The sequence below is a fragment of the Rivularia sp. UHCC 0363 genome, from assembly GCF_034931125.1.
GTDB lineage: Bacteria > Cyanobacteriota > Cyanobacteriia > Cyanobacteriales > Nostocaceae > Rivularia.
Window position 1 is genome coordinate 30705 of the sequence record NZ_JAYGHM010000022.1, and the last position, 17118, is coordinate 47822.

13 protein-coding genes are annotated in these 17118 nt (G+C 40.2%); 3 read left to right on the forward strand and 10 right to left on the reverse strand.

Annotated elements, in window-relative coordinates:
• Window positions 1-183 precede the first annotated feature (183 nt).
• From dusB to VB797_RS14395, 3 genes are all read right to left on the reverse strand, one after another.
• Window positions 184-1188: a tRNA dihydrouridine synthase DusB gene (gene dusB / locus VB797_RS14385; protein ID WP_323238421.1), complete on the reverse strand. Its 1005-nt coding sequence runs from the start codon at window positions 1186-1188 to the stop codon at window positions 184-186.
• A 150-nt stretch (window positions 1189-1338) separates the two neighbouring features.
• Complete coding sequence (locus VB797_RS14390; RefSeq protein WP_323238370.1) at window positions 1339-2142, reverse strand: Rpn family recombination-promoting nuclease/putative transposase; 804 nt, start codon at window positions 2140-2142, stop codon at window positions 1339-1341.
• Between the two features lie 133 nt (window positions 2143-2275).
• Entirely contained in the window at window positions 2276-5392 is a 3117-nt protein-coding gene (locus tag VB797_RS14395) for an MFS transporter (protein WP_323238371.1), read from the reverse strand.
• 877 nt (window positions 5393-6269) lie between these two features.
• Between VB797_RS14395 and dnaK the strand changes: the two genes are divergently transcribed.
• Window positions 6270-8186, forward strand: coding sequence for a molecular chaperone DnaK (dnaK, locus tag VB797_RS14400; RefSeq protein ID WP_323238372.1), 1917 nt, complete (start codon window positions 6270-6272; stop codon window positions 8184-8186).
• A gap of 395 nt (window positions 8187-8581) precedes the next feature.
• Here dnaK and VB797_RS14405 read toward each other — a convergent pair whose 3' ends face one another.
• Both VB797_RS14405 and VB797_RS14410 read right to left on the reverse strand, forming a co-directional pair.
• The gene (locus VB797_RS14405; RefSeq protein WP_323238373.1) at window positions 8582-8758 is read right to left on the reverse strand and encodes a hypothetical protein; all 177 of its coding nucleotides are present in this window, start codon (window positions 8756-8758) and stop codon (window positions 8582-8584) included.
• A 55-nt stretch (window positions 8759-8813) separates the two neighbouring features.
• Window positions 8814-9548 (reverse strand): PEP-CTERM sorting domain-containing protein, encoded by a 735-nt coding sequence (locus VB797_RS14410; RefSeq protein ID WP_323238374.1) that lies wholly within the window; start codon window positions 9546-9548, stop codon window positions 8814-8816.
• A gap of 67 nt (window positions 9549-9615) precedes the next feature.
• Between VB797_RS14410 and VB797_RS14415 the strand changes: the two genes are divergently transcribed.
• Window positions 9616-10347 carry a hypothetical protein gene (locus tag VB797_RS14415; RefSeq protein WP_323238375.1) on the forward strand — a complete coding sequence of 244 codons (732 nt, stop codon included), beginning with the start codon at window positions 9616-9618 and terminating at the stop codon, window positions 10345-10347.
• Between the two features lie 165 nt (window positions 10348-10512).
• Here the strand turns inward: VB797_RS14415 and VB797_RS14420 are convergent, their stop codons facing one another.
• The 4 genes from VB797_RS14420 to VB797_RS14435 all read right to left on the reverse strand — a co-directional run bounded on the left by VB797_RS14420 (window position 10513) and on the right by VB797_RS14435 (window position 15311).
• Window positions 10513-11451, reverse strand: coding sequence for an LD-carboxypeptidase (locus tag VB797_RS14420; protein ID WP_323238423.1), 939 nt, complete (start codon window positions 11449-11451; stop codon window positions 10513-10515).
• Between the two features lie 152 nt (window positions 11452-11603).
• The gene (locus VB797_RS14425) at window positions 11604-12671 is read right to left on the reverse strand and encodes a glycosyltransferase family 4 protein (RefSeq protein ID WP_323238376.1); all 1068 of its coding nucleotides are present in this window, start codon (window positions 12669-12671) and stop codon (window positions 11604-11606) included.
• A gap of 155 nt (window positions 12672-12826) precedes the next feature.
• Entirely contained in the window at window positions 12827-14047 is a 1221-nt protein-coding gene (locus VB797_RS14430; protein ID WP_323238377.1) for a peptidoglycan-binding protein, read from the reverse strand.
• Between the two features lie 205 nt (window positions 14048-14252).
• On the reverse strand, window positions 14253-15311 hold the full coding sequence (locus VB797_RS14435; RefSeq protein WP_323238378.1) for a DMT family transporter: 1059 nt from the start codon (window positions 15309-15311) through the stop codon (window positions 14253-14255).
• A gap of 814 nt (window positions 15312-16125) precedes the next feature.
• On the opposite strand from VB797_RS14435, the gene VB797_RS14440 reads away from it, so the two are divergent.
• The gene (locus VB797_RS14440) at window positions 16126-16791 is read left to right on the forward strand and encodes a gamma-glutamylcyclotransferase (protein ID WP_323238379.1); all 666 of its coding nucleotides are present in this window, start codon (window positions 16126-16128) and stop codon (window positions 16789-16791) included.
• A 17-nt stretch (window positions 16792-16808) separates the two neighbouring features.
• Here VB797_RS14440 and VB797_RS14445 read toward each other — a convergent pair.
• A partial coding sequence (locus tag VB797_RS14445; protein ID WP_323238380.1) for a hypothetical protein occupies window positions 16809-17118 on the reverse strand: 310 nt, incomplete at its 5' end.

The window sequence follows — 17118 nt, forward strand, 5'->3', positions numbered from 1 at the left end:
GGATTACTGCATCTCTATTTTGTTATTTAAGTATTATATATAGCTAAATTATGCTATTAAAAAACTATCTTTTAAGTAATACCGTTTCTTTATAAAGATACGCCTAATTTAGCCTACGCAGGTAGGCTTTGTAATATTAGCCCCAGCCTTCTAGGCTGCGGTTATTTTAGCGCATCCTCTGACTTACTTAGCAATATTTTCAATTGCTCGATCAATCAAATTTTCTCCAGCCAAAACCGTTTCCACTGTGTTAAATTGCTGTCGTAACTCCGCAGCACCGTTAAAACCTTTTGCATACCAAGCCATATGTTTTCGTGCTTGATAAATTCCTCGATTTCCCTTGTATTCCCACAAAGCTTTTAAATGTTCTTTAGCGCATTCCAAAAGCTCGATAGTTGTTGGTGAAGCTAATTTTTCTCCAGTTTTGAGATAATGATCGATTTCTCCAACTAAAAACGGATAACCCAAAGTACCCCGCGAACACATCACCCCATCAGCACCAGTTGTTTCCAAACACTTAATTGCTGATTCCACAGAAAAAATGTCTCCATTAGCAATTACGGGAATATCAAGCACTTCCTTAACGCGAGCAATCCATTCCCAACGAGCATTTCCGTTGTATCCCTGAGCGCGAGTTCGTCCGTGTATGGTAATCATTTGCGCTCCTGCATCCTGCATTCGTTGAGCAAAATCGAGGATAGTAATTTCCGCGTCATCCCAACCGATGCGAGTTTTAACTGTTACCGGGATATCTACGGCGCTGACAACTTCTCTAACTATTGCTTCAGCTACTTCCGGCTGTCGTAATAGTGAAGAACCGCCGCCTTTTTTAGTGACTTTATTTACCGGACAACCCATATTTATATCAATAGTATCCGCACCTTCTGCTACCGCTTTTTGAGCAGCTTGGGCAAGAAAATCTGGACGACAATCAAATAATTGAATACTGATGGGACGCTCGTTGATATCAACATCCATCACTTTTGGTAGCTCTTTAACATGAGCCAAACCCGAAGCATGAACCATCTCGGTATACATCATTGAATCCGGTGCGTAGCGACGCACGAAACGCCGAAATACCAAGTCGGTTACACCTGATAAAGGTGATTGTAAAACTCGGCTGTTGACTTCCACCGAGCCAATTTTTAAAGGTGTTGAAAGTTTTGTTTTTAGTTCGGGGGAAAGCATTAATAATAGGTTAAAAGTTAATTGGCGGTTGAAACCGCGTCTACACAAACAAAGTCCACCTTCGTGGACTAAATAAACTGATAAACTCGTGTTTGCTTCAAGTCGCTTAATCCAAACATGGCTTCAATCTCCTTTCTGCTCATGTTGATTTCAAGATTGATTTTCCAGTTGTTTTCTAACTTCTTCTAAATCCAAATCTAATTCTTTTGCAGTGTCTTCCAAGCTTAATCCTAATCGTAATAATACAGGTATAAGTTCTAAACTTTTCTGCCGTGCGCCTTCTTCTCTTCCTTCTTGTATTCCTTCTTCGACTCCTTCTTGATAAACTCGTGTTTGCTTCAAGTCGCTTAATCCAAACATGGCTTCAATCTCCTTTCTACTCATTTTAGGGAATTTGTAAACTAATATTGTCTCTATCAATTCTAATAATTGTCTTTGCTGTTCGATGTTGATTTCTTGCTGGGTTCTGGCGATTAAATCCCTTGCGGCAACAATGGCAGTATTTTTATCTTCAATTATTAATTTTATGGTAGCAATTCCTACTGGTAATGATGTTGTTTCTCCTAATTCATCTAAATAAATTCTGCTGACACGTCCGCTTTGAAAGAATTCGCTGTAATGATTGATATCTGCTGTATCTATGCTACGACTGGGATAAATTACTATTCCTCTCCAAGGATTTTTAGATTTGTTTTGACGAAGGTATAATGTTATTTCTGAAAATACTCTTAAATAAATTTCTTCGTCGCTTTGAAATTGAACTTCTACAAAGTATATTGGGTTTTCTTCTCCTTGACTGGGGAGAAAAACGCCGTCGATTCGGAATGCTGTTTGTTTAATTTCGATTGAGGAGAATTCGTAAGCATCTGCGGTTTGAGGTGAATTACCAATTAATTCAAAAAAGATGCTGGGGAGTTCTTTAAAAAGTCGGTAGAAGATGCTATCTGTTTTCACGCGGATTTGATATTTAACTAAGGCGCTGTTATTTATAGTATTTCAGATTAATTCGTTGTGGAATCAAAATATAGAAAGACGTTGCACTGCAACGTCTCTACAAGGGTTTTGGGTTTAATTCAAAAGTTAACGATTACCACCAGTATACGCTTCTGACGGCTAATACTCCGGCTACAGCACTTCCTATAAGTGAGGTTAAAGCTGCACCAAATAACCACCATGCGGCACTCGCAGCGGCGGTTTTTGCGTCTTTAGCTTGTTTTTTGGCTTGTTTTGTGATGGCTTTTAGTCTTTTCTGGGTTTCTTTCTGGATACGTTCTCCTCTTTCTAAAACGCTGTCTCTGGCTGATTCGATTTGACCTACTATGCGCTCAGCGTCTTTTTGAGAAATATCTTCACGGGAACTTAGTACAGCAATTAAACTATCTCGGTCAAATTCTGACAAGCGATCGCGTAAGGCTTCAAATCCCATTTGCGGGTCATCAAATAATTTAGAAAAGTCTTGTTTGATTCCTTCGTAATTTAACTCTGGACGCTCTAAGGAGTTGAGGTAATTGCGAATTTTGTCTAAACTGCCGTCAACCGCTGATTGGACTTTCTGCTGCACCTGCTGGTACTGCTGCACGATTGAGTCGCGGGTCGATTCGATTTGGTCTGCAATTCGGTTTGCTTCTTCTTCGGAAATATCTTCTCTTTGCGAAAGTGCGGATACTAATGTGGAACGGTCAAACTGAGAAACGCGATCGCCTATGTTTTCAATTCCTGCGCGGGGATTTTGCAATAATAACTGTAAATCGCGTTTGATTCCGTCGGGGTTGAGTTCTTCTTTATCGGTAGAACGCAAATATTCTTCGATGTCGGCTTGGAAGTTAGCAACTTTTTCGCTGGTACGTTTGGCTAAACGACGCGGTGCTTTGACAATATCCCCAATTGTATCCTGTACGTTGTCGATTACTTGATTAACTTGTTCTTCGCTCAAGTCTTCTCGTTGGGAAAGCAATTTGACTAAGGTTTCTCTATCTACGTGGGAAAGTCTTTCTTTAATCGCTGAAGCTCCTTGTTTGGGGTCTTCGAGCAATTTTTGTAAGTCGCGTTTGATTCCGTCGGGGTTGAGTTCTTCTTTGTCGGTGTTGCGTAAATACTCGGAAATACTTTGTACTGTTTTTTCGTATTGTTGTTTGGTTTGTTCTGCAACTTTACGTGGTGCTTGTAAGACGCTATCGCGTACAGACAATAACTGGTCAATCTTTTGATTTACTTGCTCCTCGTTCAGATCTTCACGCTGACCGAGTAACTTAACTAACGTATCGCGGTCAAATTGAGAAAGGCGATCGCGCAATAATTTGGCTCCGACTTCTGGGTCGTCTATCAGTGCTTTGAAATCACGTTTGATTCCTTCGGGATTGAGTTCGTCTTTGTTGGTATTGACGAGATAGTTTTCTACTTTTTGTCGCAATTCGTCCGCTTTATTTTTGGCTTTTTCTTGCAGTTCTTGAGCGCTATTCAAAACGTTATCGCGGGTACTTTCCAATTGACCGACTATATTATCGGCTTCTTCTTGACTAATATCTTGACGTTGGGAAAGTAGTTTTGCTAAATCATCGCGGTTGAATTCTTGCAAGCGATTCTTCAATTCGTCAAAATTGGTTTGAGAATCTTCTAGTAATTTACTGAAGTCGCGCTTAATCGCTTCGGGGTTGAGTTCTTCCTTACCTGTAGAACTGAGATAGTTCTCAATTTGACTGCGGAGGTTTGTTGATGTTTGTTTTTCTGCTGCTTCCCCTACAGTTTGTAAAACTTCGCTGCGAACTTCTTCCATCTGTTGGACTATTTCTTCTACCCTAGCTTCGCTGAGTTCTTCTCGCTGTTTGAGTAAGTTGGTTAAGTAATCTTGATCGAGTTCTTGGAGTTGTTGTTTAATCTTGGTGGGGTCTGCATTTATATCGTAAATGGCTTCTTTGAATTCATCCTTGAGAGTTAAACGGTTGAAATGCCAAGGATAAGAATTTAGAATGTAGTCTTCAATATCTGCTTTGATGGGATTAGAAGATAGTTGAGATATTTTCTGAGTGGCTTGTTCTTTAAGATTTTGTAACTGTTGACCGATTTTATCAACATCGATGTCGGGAGCTTTTTCCTTAAGCTTTTGCAGTTGAGGTTTAATTTGTTCAATATCCAAATCGGATAAATTGACCTTACTCATCAACGCTGGAACCGCTGCACCCAAACCATACTTAACCGCTTGCTGCATTAATAAACCACTACCAGCACTACCTGCAACTCCAGCTAGTTGTTTCTGTAAGTGCGAACCTAAATCTTCCGAATTTAATTGATCGGGAGTAGCTTTCGTAAGTAAATCTATTACTTGCTGCGTGGGATTTTGACCCCCTACAGCATTTTGCCAAGCTCCTTCGAGTTGGTCTGCTACTTGATTAATATCTTCTTTAGAAAAATCTGTCCGACTGCTGATTAAGTTAATAAAAGTATCGCGGTTGACGCTTTTTAGTAAATCGCTATTACCAAATTGTAAATTGCCATCTTTAAGGACTTTATCAAATTGCTCGCGAATTTCTTTGACGTTTAATTTCGGTAAATCTACAGACCCTAAAGAACTTTGTACAGTATTTTTAATACTATCTGCATCAAAGCCAGAAGTTAATTCGCGACGAACTGCGGCGGTGATATCTTCTGCTGTAGAAACCATCTGATTTTTAGCAGCATTGGCTCCGATCGCACTCGCAGCAGTACCCATAATACCTTGAACGCCAGAACTAGCAGTACTTAAGAGCGAACCGATTAGGGAGCCAGCAGCCGATGAACCCAGCCACGCAATCAGCGAAAAGTACGTAGACCAGATGACAACACCAATAATTGCGCCTAAAAGCGTGCTTTCGATGAAACTCAGTTTCACCGCTAAAAAAGAAGCGATAAATAAAGCCAATGTGGCGGTAATTAAAGCCCAAATACCAACTTTCGCTTCCACCTTGCTAATCGCTCCACCGATAGTATCAGTATCGTCAGAATCCGAATCCGAATCACCTCCCAACGCGGAGATGCCGATCGCAATTGATAAATTAGTTAGGAGTAATTGAAACGCGATCGCCATTACTATTCCAGATACCAAAGCAACTAAAAATTGGGGTCCGGAAAAAATTAGTGATGCTTCTTCGGGAGTAACATATCCTTGTGTTAGTGGTAATTGTCCGATTAACCAGTACCCAAGACCAGTAATATTTGGGATTGGAAACATAATTTGAGTCCTTTATCTAGATGAATGAGATATTGCTATTTCTTGAGTCGAAATAACCTGTTCTCACGCTAGCTAGCAGATACCATCCGTTTTACTTCCCAAAGAAATATATCTTGATATCAAAAGGATTAAATGTCAGAATTTTCAAATTTATTTACTGATATTATTTCTAACAAGCTTTCAACTTAAGTACTCGTGCAAAGTAAATTAAACATTTCGTCTAGGGAGTAGGGAATAGGGAATAGGGAATAGGGAAGGCTTATATAACTCACGAGTAATTATATAAATTATTTTGCTTAACTACTTATCTACCTCTATTATCTTGACTCTGCGTCCTCCGCGTCTTTGCGGTTTTATAGTCATTATTCTAATAGAAACAAAATTATTACGGTACACCGACGCTGCGGATTATAATTTTCAAGATATATTTTACAGTTTAGAACCTTGAAACTTTTTCAAATAAAAACAAAAATTCTGTTTCTCAAGTTAGTTTCTAACCAGATTTATCAGAAATAACCTGATTAAAATCCTATTTTTAACCGAAAAGACGGCAAACACCACTCTAATATTACGGTTCACCCGAATTACTCATAGTATTAATTCTCATACATTAGTGATTATGAAAGCAAACACTGATTGAGCCATTACAAGCCATAAAAAATTTATGAAGCATAACCGTCCAATTACGGGTTCGGGAAACCACCCTTCATTCAGAGGCTGCATAGGCTCAGTATATATAACAGTGTAAGCAGGATAATGCCCAATTTACATTTCCTATTGAAGTCTGACTGGCTGCTTTTTTAAGCTAGTTACCTCAAAATTAATTTTTTTATATTCCCATTCATTGTTTTTGTAGTTATACGGAGCCAAAAAGAAGATGGCAAAAGTAGTTGGAATTGACTTAGGTACAACTAACTCGTGCGTAGCAGTCATGGAAGGTGGTAAACCCACGGTTATTGCTAATGCAGAGGGTTTTCGTACAACTCCTAGTGTTGTAGCTTTCGCTAAAAATGGCGATCGCTTAGTAGGACAAATCGCGAAGCGTCAAGGGGTAATGAACCCTGAGAATACTTTTTACTCGGTTAAGCGCTTCATCGGTCGTAAGTATGACGAAATCACTCACGAAGCAACGGAAGTTTCCTATAAAGTTACTCGTGACAGCAACGCAAACGTTAAGGTTGATTGTCCCCAAGCTGGTAAACAGTTTGCTCCTGAAGAAATTTCCGCGCAGGTTCTGCGTAAGCTAGTTGAAGACGCTAGTAAGTATACCGGAGAAACTATCACTCAAGCGGTAATCACAGTTCCCGCATACTTCAACGACTCTCAGCGTCAAGCAACCAAAGATGCTGGTAAGATTGCCGGGATTGAAGTATTACGGATTATCAACGAACCTACCGCAGCTTCCTTAGCTTATGGTTTGGATAAGAAGAGCAACGAAACTATCTTGGTATTTGACCTTGGTGGTGGTACCTTCGACGTATCTATCTTGGAAGTAGGTGACGGTGTATTTGAAGTACTTTCAACTTCTGGAGATACTCACCTTGGTGGTGACGACTTCGATAAAAAAATCGTTGATTACCTAGCTGGAGATTTCCAAAAGCGAGAAGGTATTGACCTACGTAAAGATAAGCAAGCTTTACAGCGCTTAACTGAGGCCGCAGAAAAAGCTAAAATTGAGCTTTCCAGCGTTACTCAAGCGGAAATTAACTTACCATTTATTACCGCAACTCAGGATGGTCCGAAGCACTTAGATACAACCCTGACTCGCGCTAAATTTGAAGAAATTTGCTCGGATTTAATCGATCGTTGTCGCATTCCGGTAGAAAACGCATTACGTGACGCGAAATTAAACAAAGAAAATATTGACGAAATCGTATTAGTTGGTGGTTCTACCCGAATTCCCGCAGTCCAAGAAGTAGTTAAGCGCGTATTAGGAAAAGAACCCAACCAAACCGTTAACCCCGATGAAGTTGTAGCAGTCGGTGCAGCGATCCAAGCTGGTGTACTATCTGGTGACGTTACCGGAATCTTACTCTTAGATGTAAGTCCGTTGTCCTTGGGTGTGGAAACTCTGGGTGGAGTAATGACCAAAATTATTCCTCGCAACACCACCATTCCTACCAAGAAATCCGAAGTATTCTCCACCGCTGTAGACGGTCAAACCAATGTGGAAATTCACGTCCTCCAGGGTGAGCGTGAAATGTCCAACGATAATAAGAGTTTGGGAACCTTCCGTCTTGATGGAATTCCTCCCGCACCTCGTGGAGTACCTCAAATTGAAGTTACCTTCGACATCGACGCTAACGGTATTTTGAACGTTACCGCTAAAGATAAAGGTACTGGTAAGGAACAATCCATCAGCATTACTGGTGCTTCCACTTTGGATAAAACCGAAGTCGAGAAGATGGTTCAAGAAGCCGACAAATTCTCCTCCACCGACAAAGAACGTCGCGAGAAAATCGATCGCAAGAACCAAGCCGATTCCTTAGCTTATCAAGCAGAAAAGCAGTTGCAAGAATTGGGAGATAAAGTTCCCGCAGAAGACAAAACCAAAATTGAAGGTTTAGTCAAAGATGTGAGAGATGCTGTCACCAAAGAAGACGACGAGCAAATTCAAAAATTAACGCCAGAATTGCAGCAAGCACTGTTTACAGTTGGTAGCAATATCTATCAGCAAGCCGGTGCTGGTGCTGCTCCCGATGATGCTGGGGCTGGTGCTGGTGCTACTGGAGATGCAGGTAGCGCTCCTACTGGTGATGACGTAATTGATGCTGACTTTACCGAGTCCAAGTAGTAAGTTTACGGTGAGTTTCTAACTCAGCTTTGACTTAAATAATATTTTTTATCCCCGCACTTGGAATGTGGGGATTTTTGATTTATAGCAACCCTAAATCATTTGTAGAAAATCATAGTTATTAATATTTAGAATTGTAGTGCGGTAGCGCAGCGTGTCCGTAAGGACATGCATCTTGCTCGCTAATTTATACCACGGAGCGAGACCCGGACACTACAAAATTATTACCTATCAAAATTAATGAAATAGACTATTATTAAAGGGAACGATAAGATAATCTTGGGAAAAAGAGTCAGAATTGACGACAACAGCAGGACGTACTTTTATTGCTGAAAGGTCGGAAAAAGGATAGCGCACTAAAATTACACTATTTTTTGAGTAATTCGGCATAAATGTCAACAAGCTTGATTATCCCAAACCTTATTTAAAGCTTTTTCACTAGCTGTAATCCAAAATTGCTCTTCATCTTCATCAGAAATCAAAGTCAGTAAAACTTTACTACCTTCGGATAATTGAATATCCTCCAGTAGCTCAACTTTGCCATTGCGAACAATTGCCCAGATTTTAAGCATTTTTTTAGCTCCAAAAAATTGGAATAAAACAAATTTAACTATTAATTCTAGCTGCTTATTTTCTGTTCTGCTTCAATATCACACCCATACCTAAAACTCCCAATAAACCCAAAATACTACTTGGTTCTGGAACGGATGCAATACTCAACCTATTAATTGCAAATGCACGATTGGGCTGTGAAGTACTAAAAACTAATCGGGAAATATTAGCTTTATCGCTTTGAATTCCCAGAAAAACCGCAGAATTATCTAATGCTAAAGAAGAAGTACCGGGATTAGAAAAAGTCCCTAATAAATTATTATGTTTATCAAAAGCGGAAATGAACGCAGTGAAATTAAGAGTTTCATATACAGCTATTTGACTACCAGCACTTGAGACGGGTCTATCAAAAGTAATGCTCAAAAGACCTGGGTTTCCAGGAGCGGGAAAAGTACCGGGTAAAAAACCTGTGAATAGAAGAAAATCGCCATTCGCGAAGTTAGTTGGAACCCCTTCAGATGGAGGTAAAGTTTGAAACACGAACGGTGGTGTTAATCCATCTACTTGGGGAATATCAACTTGTAATCCCAAATTTCTTGCAGATGTTACTGAAAACGAATTGGACAGAAAATCATTAGGATTGGGAGAACGTGGATTAAAGACCTTACCTAAAGACCAATCAACTTGGTCATTACCTTGCAAAGCATTTTGAGAAATAAATGTAACTGCTTGGACTTTCGAGGGTACTGAAGTTATAAAGGTTGTAATTTGTGCGATCGCAACAATAGATAACTTATAAGTGATAGTCATACTTAAGTTTCTAGAAATTTTGCTGTTTAAAGTTGTGAAAGCGTAATTACCTTTATTGTTGATTGTTATGCCATCTTTATTTAAGAAGATTCCGCAAAGTCCATCTGAAGCTAATGTTCAAGAGAAAAAATTCTTACTTGTACCTCGTTCCCAACGGCGAGAATTCTTTTTATTGTTTACTTTTATGACAGCTTTGGGATGGATTGGTGGGGGAATTGCCAGTCTTGCTTTAGAAAAGATTCTCCGAGAGAATATACCCGCTTATTTTGCTGATAATGAAGTGTTGTGGTACCGGATTGCAAAATTAATTGCTACTAGTTTATTTGCCTTAATTTTCGCAGCAGATCAATCCATTCCTTTAAGCAAATATATCTCCGGTTGGTCGTGGATGTTTGCCACCACAATTGGCTGGTTAGTCGCCGATACTGTATCCACAGCCTGGATTGCCTATATTTCATCTATTGCCGCATCATCAAATCAAATATCGTCACAAGCATTGATCTTTTTCGGAATATTATCAACTGCTGCCTATATTTTTTCTTGGATATGGCTGGGTTTATTGCAATGGTTGGTATTACGTAAATATGTAAAAAGTGGATGGTGGTGGAATTTTGTCCCGTCTATTTCATATTTATTTATTAGTATCTCGATGCTATTAGTTTCTTTGCTGCAAAACTTGATTCCAGCAGTACATCGCGATATAACTTTATATTTAGTAAAGCAAGGATTAACAGCATTAATTTTAGCTGCGATTCCGGCTATTAGTTTTTGTCGCTTACGGAAGAACAGTTATCAGTGAGCAGTGAATTTAGCAGTAGGGGTTTAGCACTGCTAAACCCCTACGATAGATATGGCTTTCCCCACATCCATATTTTGTATTTTTTGTCAATGCGTAAGTCCTAATATTTATGTTTTATTTGAATTGATAACTGCCCTTCGACAAGCTCAGGGTAACACTCACTGTTCACTGCTCACTGCTCATCAAAACTCCTTGATCTGCGTCCAAAGTTGCGATCACACCTACAGGTAAAGCTGCGTTGGGTGCTTGATGTCCGAAGGGTAAGCCTGAAACAACGGGAATACCTAAATCGCCAAGGCGATCGCGCAATACTTCTTCTACGCTAAAGCTAGGTATATTTGGGGGGGCTTCGCAGTTAGTAAAGCTACCTACGGCAACTCCGGCTACTTTTGCTAAAGCTCCGCTCATCCGCCATTGAGTTAACATTCTATCTATACGGTAGGGTGCTTCTGTTACGTCTTCTATGGCTAAAATTACACCGTCAAGGTCTGGCTGCATCGGGGTACCTAATAGATGAGTTGCTACTGTCAGGTTTGCTGGTAGTAGTCTACCGCTAACAACACCACCTCCCCAGCCTTCACCTTGTAAAGGTTCGAGGGAGTTACCTTCTACTAAATCAAACAATCTTTGGATTGACCAAGCTGGTTCCTCAACTAAAGTCGTCATTACGGGTGCATGAACTCCGCAAATTCCGGCATTGTAAAGACTCCACAATAAAGCTGTAATATCAGAGAAGCCAATTAACCATTTGGGGCATGGAGCATTGGGGTTTTTTCGATCTTGCAGCATCCACGTCCATTCTTCCAAAATCCGCGTGGTGCCAAAACCACCCCTAGCGCAAAGAATACCGCGACATTCGGGGTCTTGCCATGCTGAAGCTAAATGATTGCGGCGTTCTGCGTCATTACCAGCTAAATATCCCCATCTACCTTCGATTTCCGGAATTACCTCCACTCGATAACCTCGCGATCGCCAAATTTCTACACCACTTTTTAAAGCTTCAAATTCTCGCAAAGCACCGCTAGGAGCAATTACTCTCAATAAATCTCCGGGTTGCAACGGTTGCGGTATAAGTAAGTTGGACTGTTGAATTTTGACTTGCATTGAAGAAGGGTTATTTGTAATGGATGGTAACGGGGAAGTTGTCATTCGAAGACATTGTGTTTCCTAATTCGCGATTTTTAGGTGTTTATCCGTAAAAATGAGATGGAATATAATTTTAAAGTTGAATTTAAAGTTGAATTTAAAGTTGAATTTTAAGGTTGAAAATTCAAAATGTCCACAAACCATTTTTCAAAACGTTCTCCTAATGCTTCTAAGGAGAATTCTTTTTGTGTTCGATCGCGACAAGTTTGACGGTTTATTCGATCTAATTGCTTTGTTGCTACGATCAATCCGTCAATACTATCTGGTTCTACCAAAAAGCCAGTTTCACCATCTTGAATAATAGATGCAGGACCACCACGACTATAAGAAATTACTGGAACTCCGCAAGCCAAAGCTTCAATTGCTACATTCCCAAATGCTTCTACCCAACGGGGTGTCATAATTAATGCCCGACATTCACGGAGAACTCGCTGCATTTCTTTAGTAGACACAAACCCTAAATATTCAATCGGTGCGTTTGGATAATCTTGCTGAATTTTCTGCCAGTAAGATTCATCTTGAATTTTACCCATAACCTTAAGCGGAATGGTAGTACTCTCTGCTACAGCAAACGCATCTTCTAAACCTTTTTCTGGAGAAATTCGACCTAACCAAGCTAACTGTTGTTTGGGTTCGCTGCAAAATTGGTACAAAGATAAATCGATACCGCTGCTCAGATAATATATAGGTGGAGTTAATTCGGGAAAAGTTGCGGCTTGTGCGGCAGTATAAAAACCAATTGTGCCGGAAAACTGCTGCGATATTTGGATAATAATTTGATCGAGAGCATCCGCAAGCGAACCCATGCTGACAAAATGAGCTACAGGACGTTTCAAAAAAGGTGTCAAGTAAAAAGGCAACCAATCGTAAGCAAAATTAACAATTAAGTCATATTCGTCCTCTACTTGACGAACGTAATCCCACATATTAGCTAAAACTGAATTTTCTGGCATAGCGATCGCCGCTTCACGTTCTAAGCTTTGGGCAATAATTTGTAAATTCCCCGAAATCTGCACTATGGGTAAGTTATCCCATGCAGAACCAGCAGGAGCAACAATTTGTAAATCGTGTCCCCGACGCATCATTTCTTGAGCAATATTGTACAAACTTAATTCCACACCACCACCAAGTCCAGAACCAAGCGCTCCGACTGGGGTAGAAACAAAAAGTAATTTCATCCGCAATTTTAAAGACTTAATACAAACTAAATATTAAATCTCTCCGTCGCTTAAAGCTAGCGGGGTGTGAGGGGGACAAGGGGACAAGGGGACAAGGGGATGGGGGGACAATTCGCAATTACCAACTACCAATTCCCAATTCCCAATTCCTAACATTATTCGCTATCAGTTTCTTCCCACTCTTGCGGATATTGAATTTGAGTTTCTGGCCCCTCAGATGGTAGGATACGAATGCGATTCATTTGTGAAATGGCGTATCTTGCTGTTTCCTGCACTTCCGAATCTTCATCTTCCATTGCGATCGACAGCATTTGACTAATTTGAGCCATCATGTCGTATACGCGGGTTAAGTCACGGATGGCGTTTTTTCGCACGTCGGGACTTTCATCTTGGAGAGAAACTGCTAAAGCGCGGTTCATTGGCTTAAGAGTACGGGTACCAATTTCTGCAAGAGCAGCCAAAATTAAACTACGTTGCTGTGAGTCACTATCAACCATTTGCTCCACCAACGGCTGAATTGCTCGCGAATCTCCTTTTTGTCCCAATTCCCAAATCGCTTTACGTCGTTTTGTGGGGTTGGAACTCTCCAAATCTTCCATCAGTTCATCAACAACGTTGACTTTAGCAAGACGGGAAGTTTCTGCTGCAAGTAATTTTGGAGATGGTGTAATTGTGGATGCATCATCAAAATTATTGTTGGGCAAATATTCTTCGTCAGCACCTTTAAGTTTAGGTAAAGATGGTTTAACCAAATTTGTATCTTCTATATATGCTTCTCGGTTGACGTTTTCAAGTTTATCTGGGAATGCTTGAGCTACTTCAGTATCATCATCCACGTAGGTGTCAGCATTGTTTAATTGCCGGGAATATCTCAGCCATTGAATCATATAGAACAATATTCCTATACCCGCTAATATTCCCATAGCTATCAAACCAAACCGAATCAAATCACTTTGTGAATTTTCTTCAATTGGTTCGGAAACAGCTTCTGGGGTGGGAGTAGAAGTAAAACCACTTGCTTTGGTAATTTCTGTCTGTAAAATTTCTCTGGTTCGACTACCTGCAATACCATCCGGTAGCAAACCTTTTTCTCGCTGAAATTTAACTAGAGAACTGCGCGTAGTTGCACCAAATTCTCCATCTGCGATGCCGTCATAATAACCCAATTTTTTCAACTGAGTTTGCAGCACCTTTACATCTTCTCCCGCACTACCTACTCGCAGGTTAGAGCGTGAAACGGGATCTGAGGAGTTAGCTTGAGCAATTTCTGATAAAAATGGTGTTTTCTCAAAATTAGCTGCAACCGTCGAATTGATGTCAATTCCAAAGCAACTCAGATAAGTAAATATAACTATAGGGTAATGGCATCGCCTCATACAGCAAATTTCAGCAATATTTAGTAGTATAAAAGTTATCGAGACAACAATAACTTTAATCTACTTAAATGTTAACTTTTAACTTGACAAAAAAGTTTAATGACTAGATGAAGAAGTAGAATATTGCTCCATCTATACCGAAATTGATGAAGACGTTGCAGTGTAACGTTTCTACATTAATTACATTGATAAAAAAACATCTTAGTTATGGGAGATCTGGTTCTGACTCTTTTACTTTTATTTTTAAAGGATTTAGCTTTTCGGATAATTCTAAATTAGGTTGCGTAATTATCTGAGGTAGAGTGTCGCGATCGCGCTTATCCAAAGCATCGCGCTGATTGATCAGATAAATGCTCGCTAAAGTGATGGCAACTCCTACCCACTGCAAAGAAGTCAGAGATTCATTTAACAATACGTTGCCGAATATTAAAGCAAATATCGGAGTTAAGAAGGTTAGAGAACTTAAACTGGTGAGATTTCCACTAGAAGCAAAGTAGAAAAACATCCCGTAGGCGATCGCGCTTCCGAATATAGTCGCATAACCCAAAGCTACCCAGTCCGAGGGAATGAGATTTTGGATTTGTTGAGATTCTGTAGTTGCGGAAATTCCCCACAACGGTAAACCACCCAATATCATGTGCCATCCGGTAGCGGTGACAGCATCCGCATAACGAGTCACAAAGCGAATCATTACCGTACCCACAGCCATACTTAACGCAGCTAGCAACATTAAGAATTCGCCGCTTTGGAAAAATGATTGAGAAATCGTAAATGCAAAATCGGTAGTACTAGAGAAAATACTTAAAATTAGTTCATCTGGTAAACCAATGATACTAATGCCCGTAACTCCTAAAGCTAACCCCAACCATCCATATAAACCGATTCTTTCCGCAAACAGCCACGAACACAACAGCGCCACAGCTAAAGGTTGAGAATCAATCATCACAGAACCCAAGCCCGCGCCAGTTCTAACTAAACCTGTCGCTAAAAAGCCTTGAAACAGCGCTCCATCAACCAATCCAAACAAAGCAATCCACAGCCAAGCCTTCCAACCTTTGGGCTGAGGTTTACCCATAATCGCCGCTGCAACTAAAATCAACATCCCCGCCGGTAATATTCGTAATCCTGCCAAGAAAAAAGGCGTAGTGTGTGGTATAACTCCCTTCATCGCCACCATCGCCGTACCCCAAAAGAAGAAAGGCGAAATTAATAACAATGGCTTTAAAAGAGGAGAATCCAGGGACGCACTTTTATTTAACTGCATGAGATTACGGATTTGATTTACGCAGGTCAAGGTTAAATTTATCTTAACTAATTATTGCGTTTTATGAAGGAAATAATACTTAATTGGGCATGGGGGATTGGGCATTGGGCATAGTTTTTTAGGTGGGCTTAACGGCGCATTTTGGATATTTGGAGCGATACAAGCAATTTATATAGCGGTTTTTACTTAGGTAGAATACAGAAGTTAAGATTTTTGTAGGTTGGGTTAGGCGCATTTTAGATATTGGAAGCGATATAGACAATTTATGTTTGCGCCGTAACCCAACATGAAATTATGGTTGTTTAAGAACTTTTTTCATAGTTATTGTAGTAATACCAATTCTGTATGAGGCTCCGCTAAATCACCCTCAAAGACGGAAGAGTGGGGCTACCCAAACAAAGCCCACCTGCGTGGGCTGAATTAAGCGCATCTTTATAAACAAATGGTATAAATTTGATTTTTATTAAATAGAATCAGACGCTCCGGGATGCCCATCCCACAATAATTTAGAGTTAAAATTAAATATTTTATTTTATATAGGGGCATGATTGTGGAAAATGAAGGGAAGTATATTGGCGGTGAAAGTTTTTTAAAAAGATATGCTGCTGGTGAGAGAGACTTTGCTGGAATGAATTGTTTTTTAGTTTAGCGTTTAGCGAAAATTGAGTTTTAAAAAATAGCGCAATATTCGATGTTGGGTTACGGCGCATATAGATTTCTTGTATCGGCTTTAATATTGCTCGTGCGCCTAACCCAACCTACATTTTACTCTTCCCCATGCCCAATCCCCAATGCCCAATTCCCAATATAAAGTATGTCACTAACCCGCGCTGACTTGGAATCTAGCCGGTTGCATCAAATGATTTCGCAATCGGGCTTGGCAATGCAAGTATTAAGCGAAAGCCAATTGCAAGAATCTATTCGCGTTACGCTAAAATCCCATAAACCAAATACGGATGTTTGGCTGTTCGCTTACGGTTCGTTAATCTGGAATCCTATATTTAAATTTACCGAGCGTCGAGTAGGAACTGTTTACGGTTGGCATCGCCGCTTTTGTTTGCGGGCGCTAGTTGGTAGGGGAACTCCGGAGCATCCCGGTTTGGTGCTGGGGTTAGATTGTGGGGGTAGCTGTCGCGGTGTTGTTTATCGTATACCTGCCGCTGACGTGGAGTCAGAATTGTTGCTATTGTGGCGGAGAGAAATGGTGATTGGTTCGTATATTCCCCGATGGGTAAAGGTAGTAGATGGTACCGACGAAGTAATGGCGATCGCATTTATCATCAACCGCCATCATCCAGATTACGCGGGTAAAATATCTTTTGAAACCACCGTTAATACTATTGCTACAGCCAAAGGTGAACTCGGTTCGAGTGCTGAATATTTAATGCAAACCGTTAAGGGATTGGAAACGGTGGGAATAGCAGATAAACAACTGTTGCAATTACATTCTGCTGTATCAGTGCAACAGAATAATGGGTAATTGGTAATTGGTATAATTTATTGAGAATTACTCGTTAATCTACTTTTTTCATTTAGCAATTCTTGGATATCCGGAGGTAGTTGCGCGAAATCTGGATGCGCGATCGCGTTTTTAGCAAGTTCTACCTGTATTTCGATGGCGATATCTTCAAGTTTCGTCTCTTCATGATGGTACATTTCTGTATTCGGAATCCACCATTCAAAAATTACATCTAAGTTTGAATATAATCGGCATTTGACGATTTTTTCGTATTCTTCACCAAATTTTCCTAAGTATCTACCAATTTCGGTTCTTGTCATTTTTTTATTTTTTGGTGTTAGTGTTTTT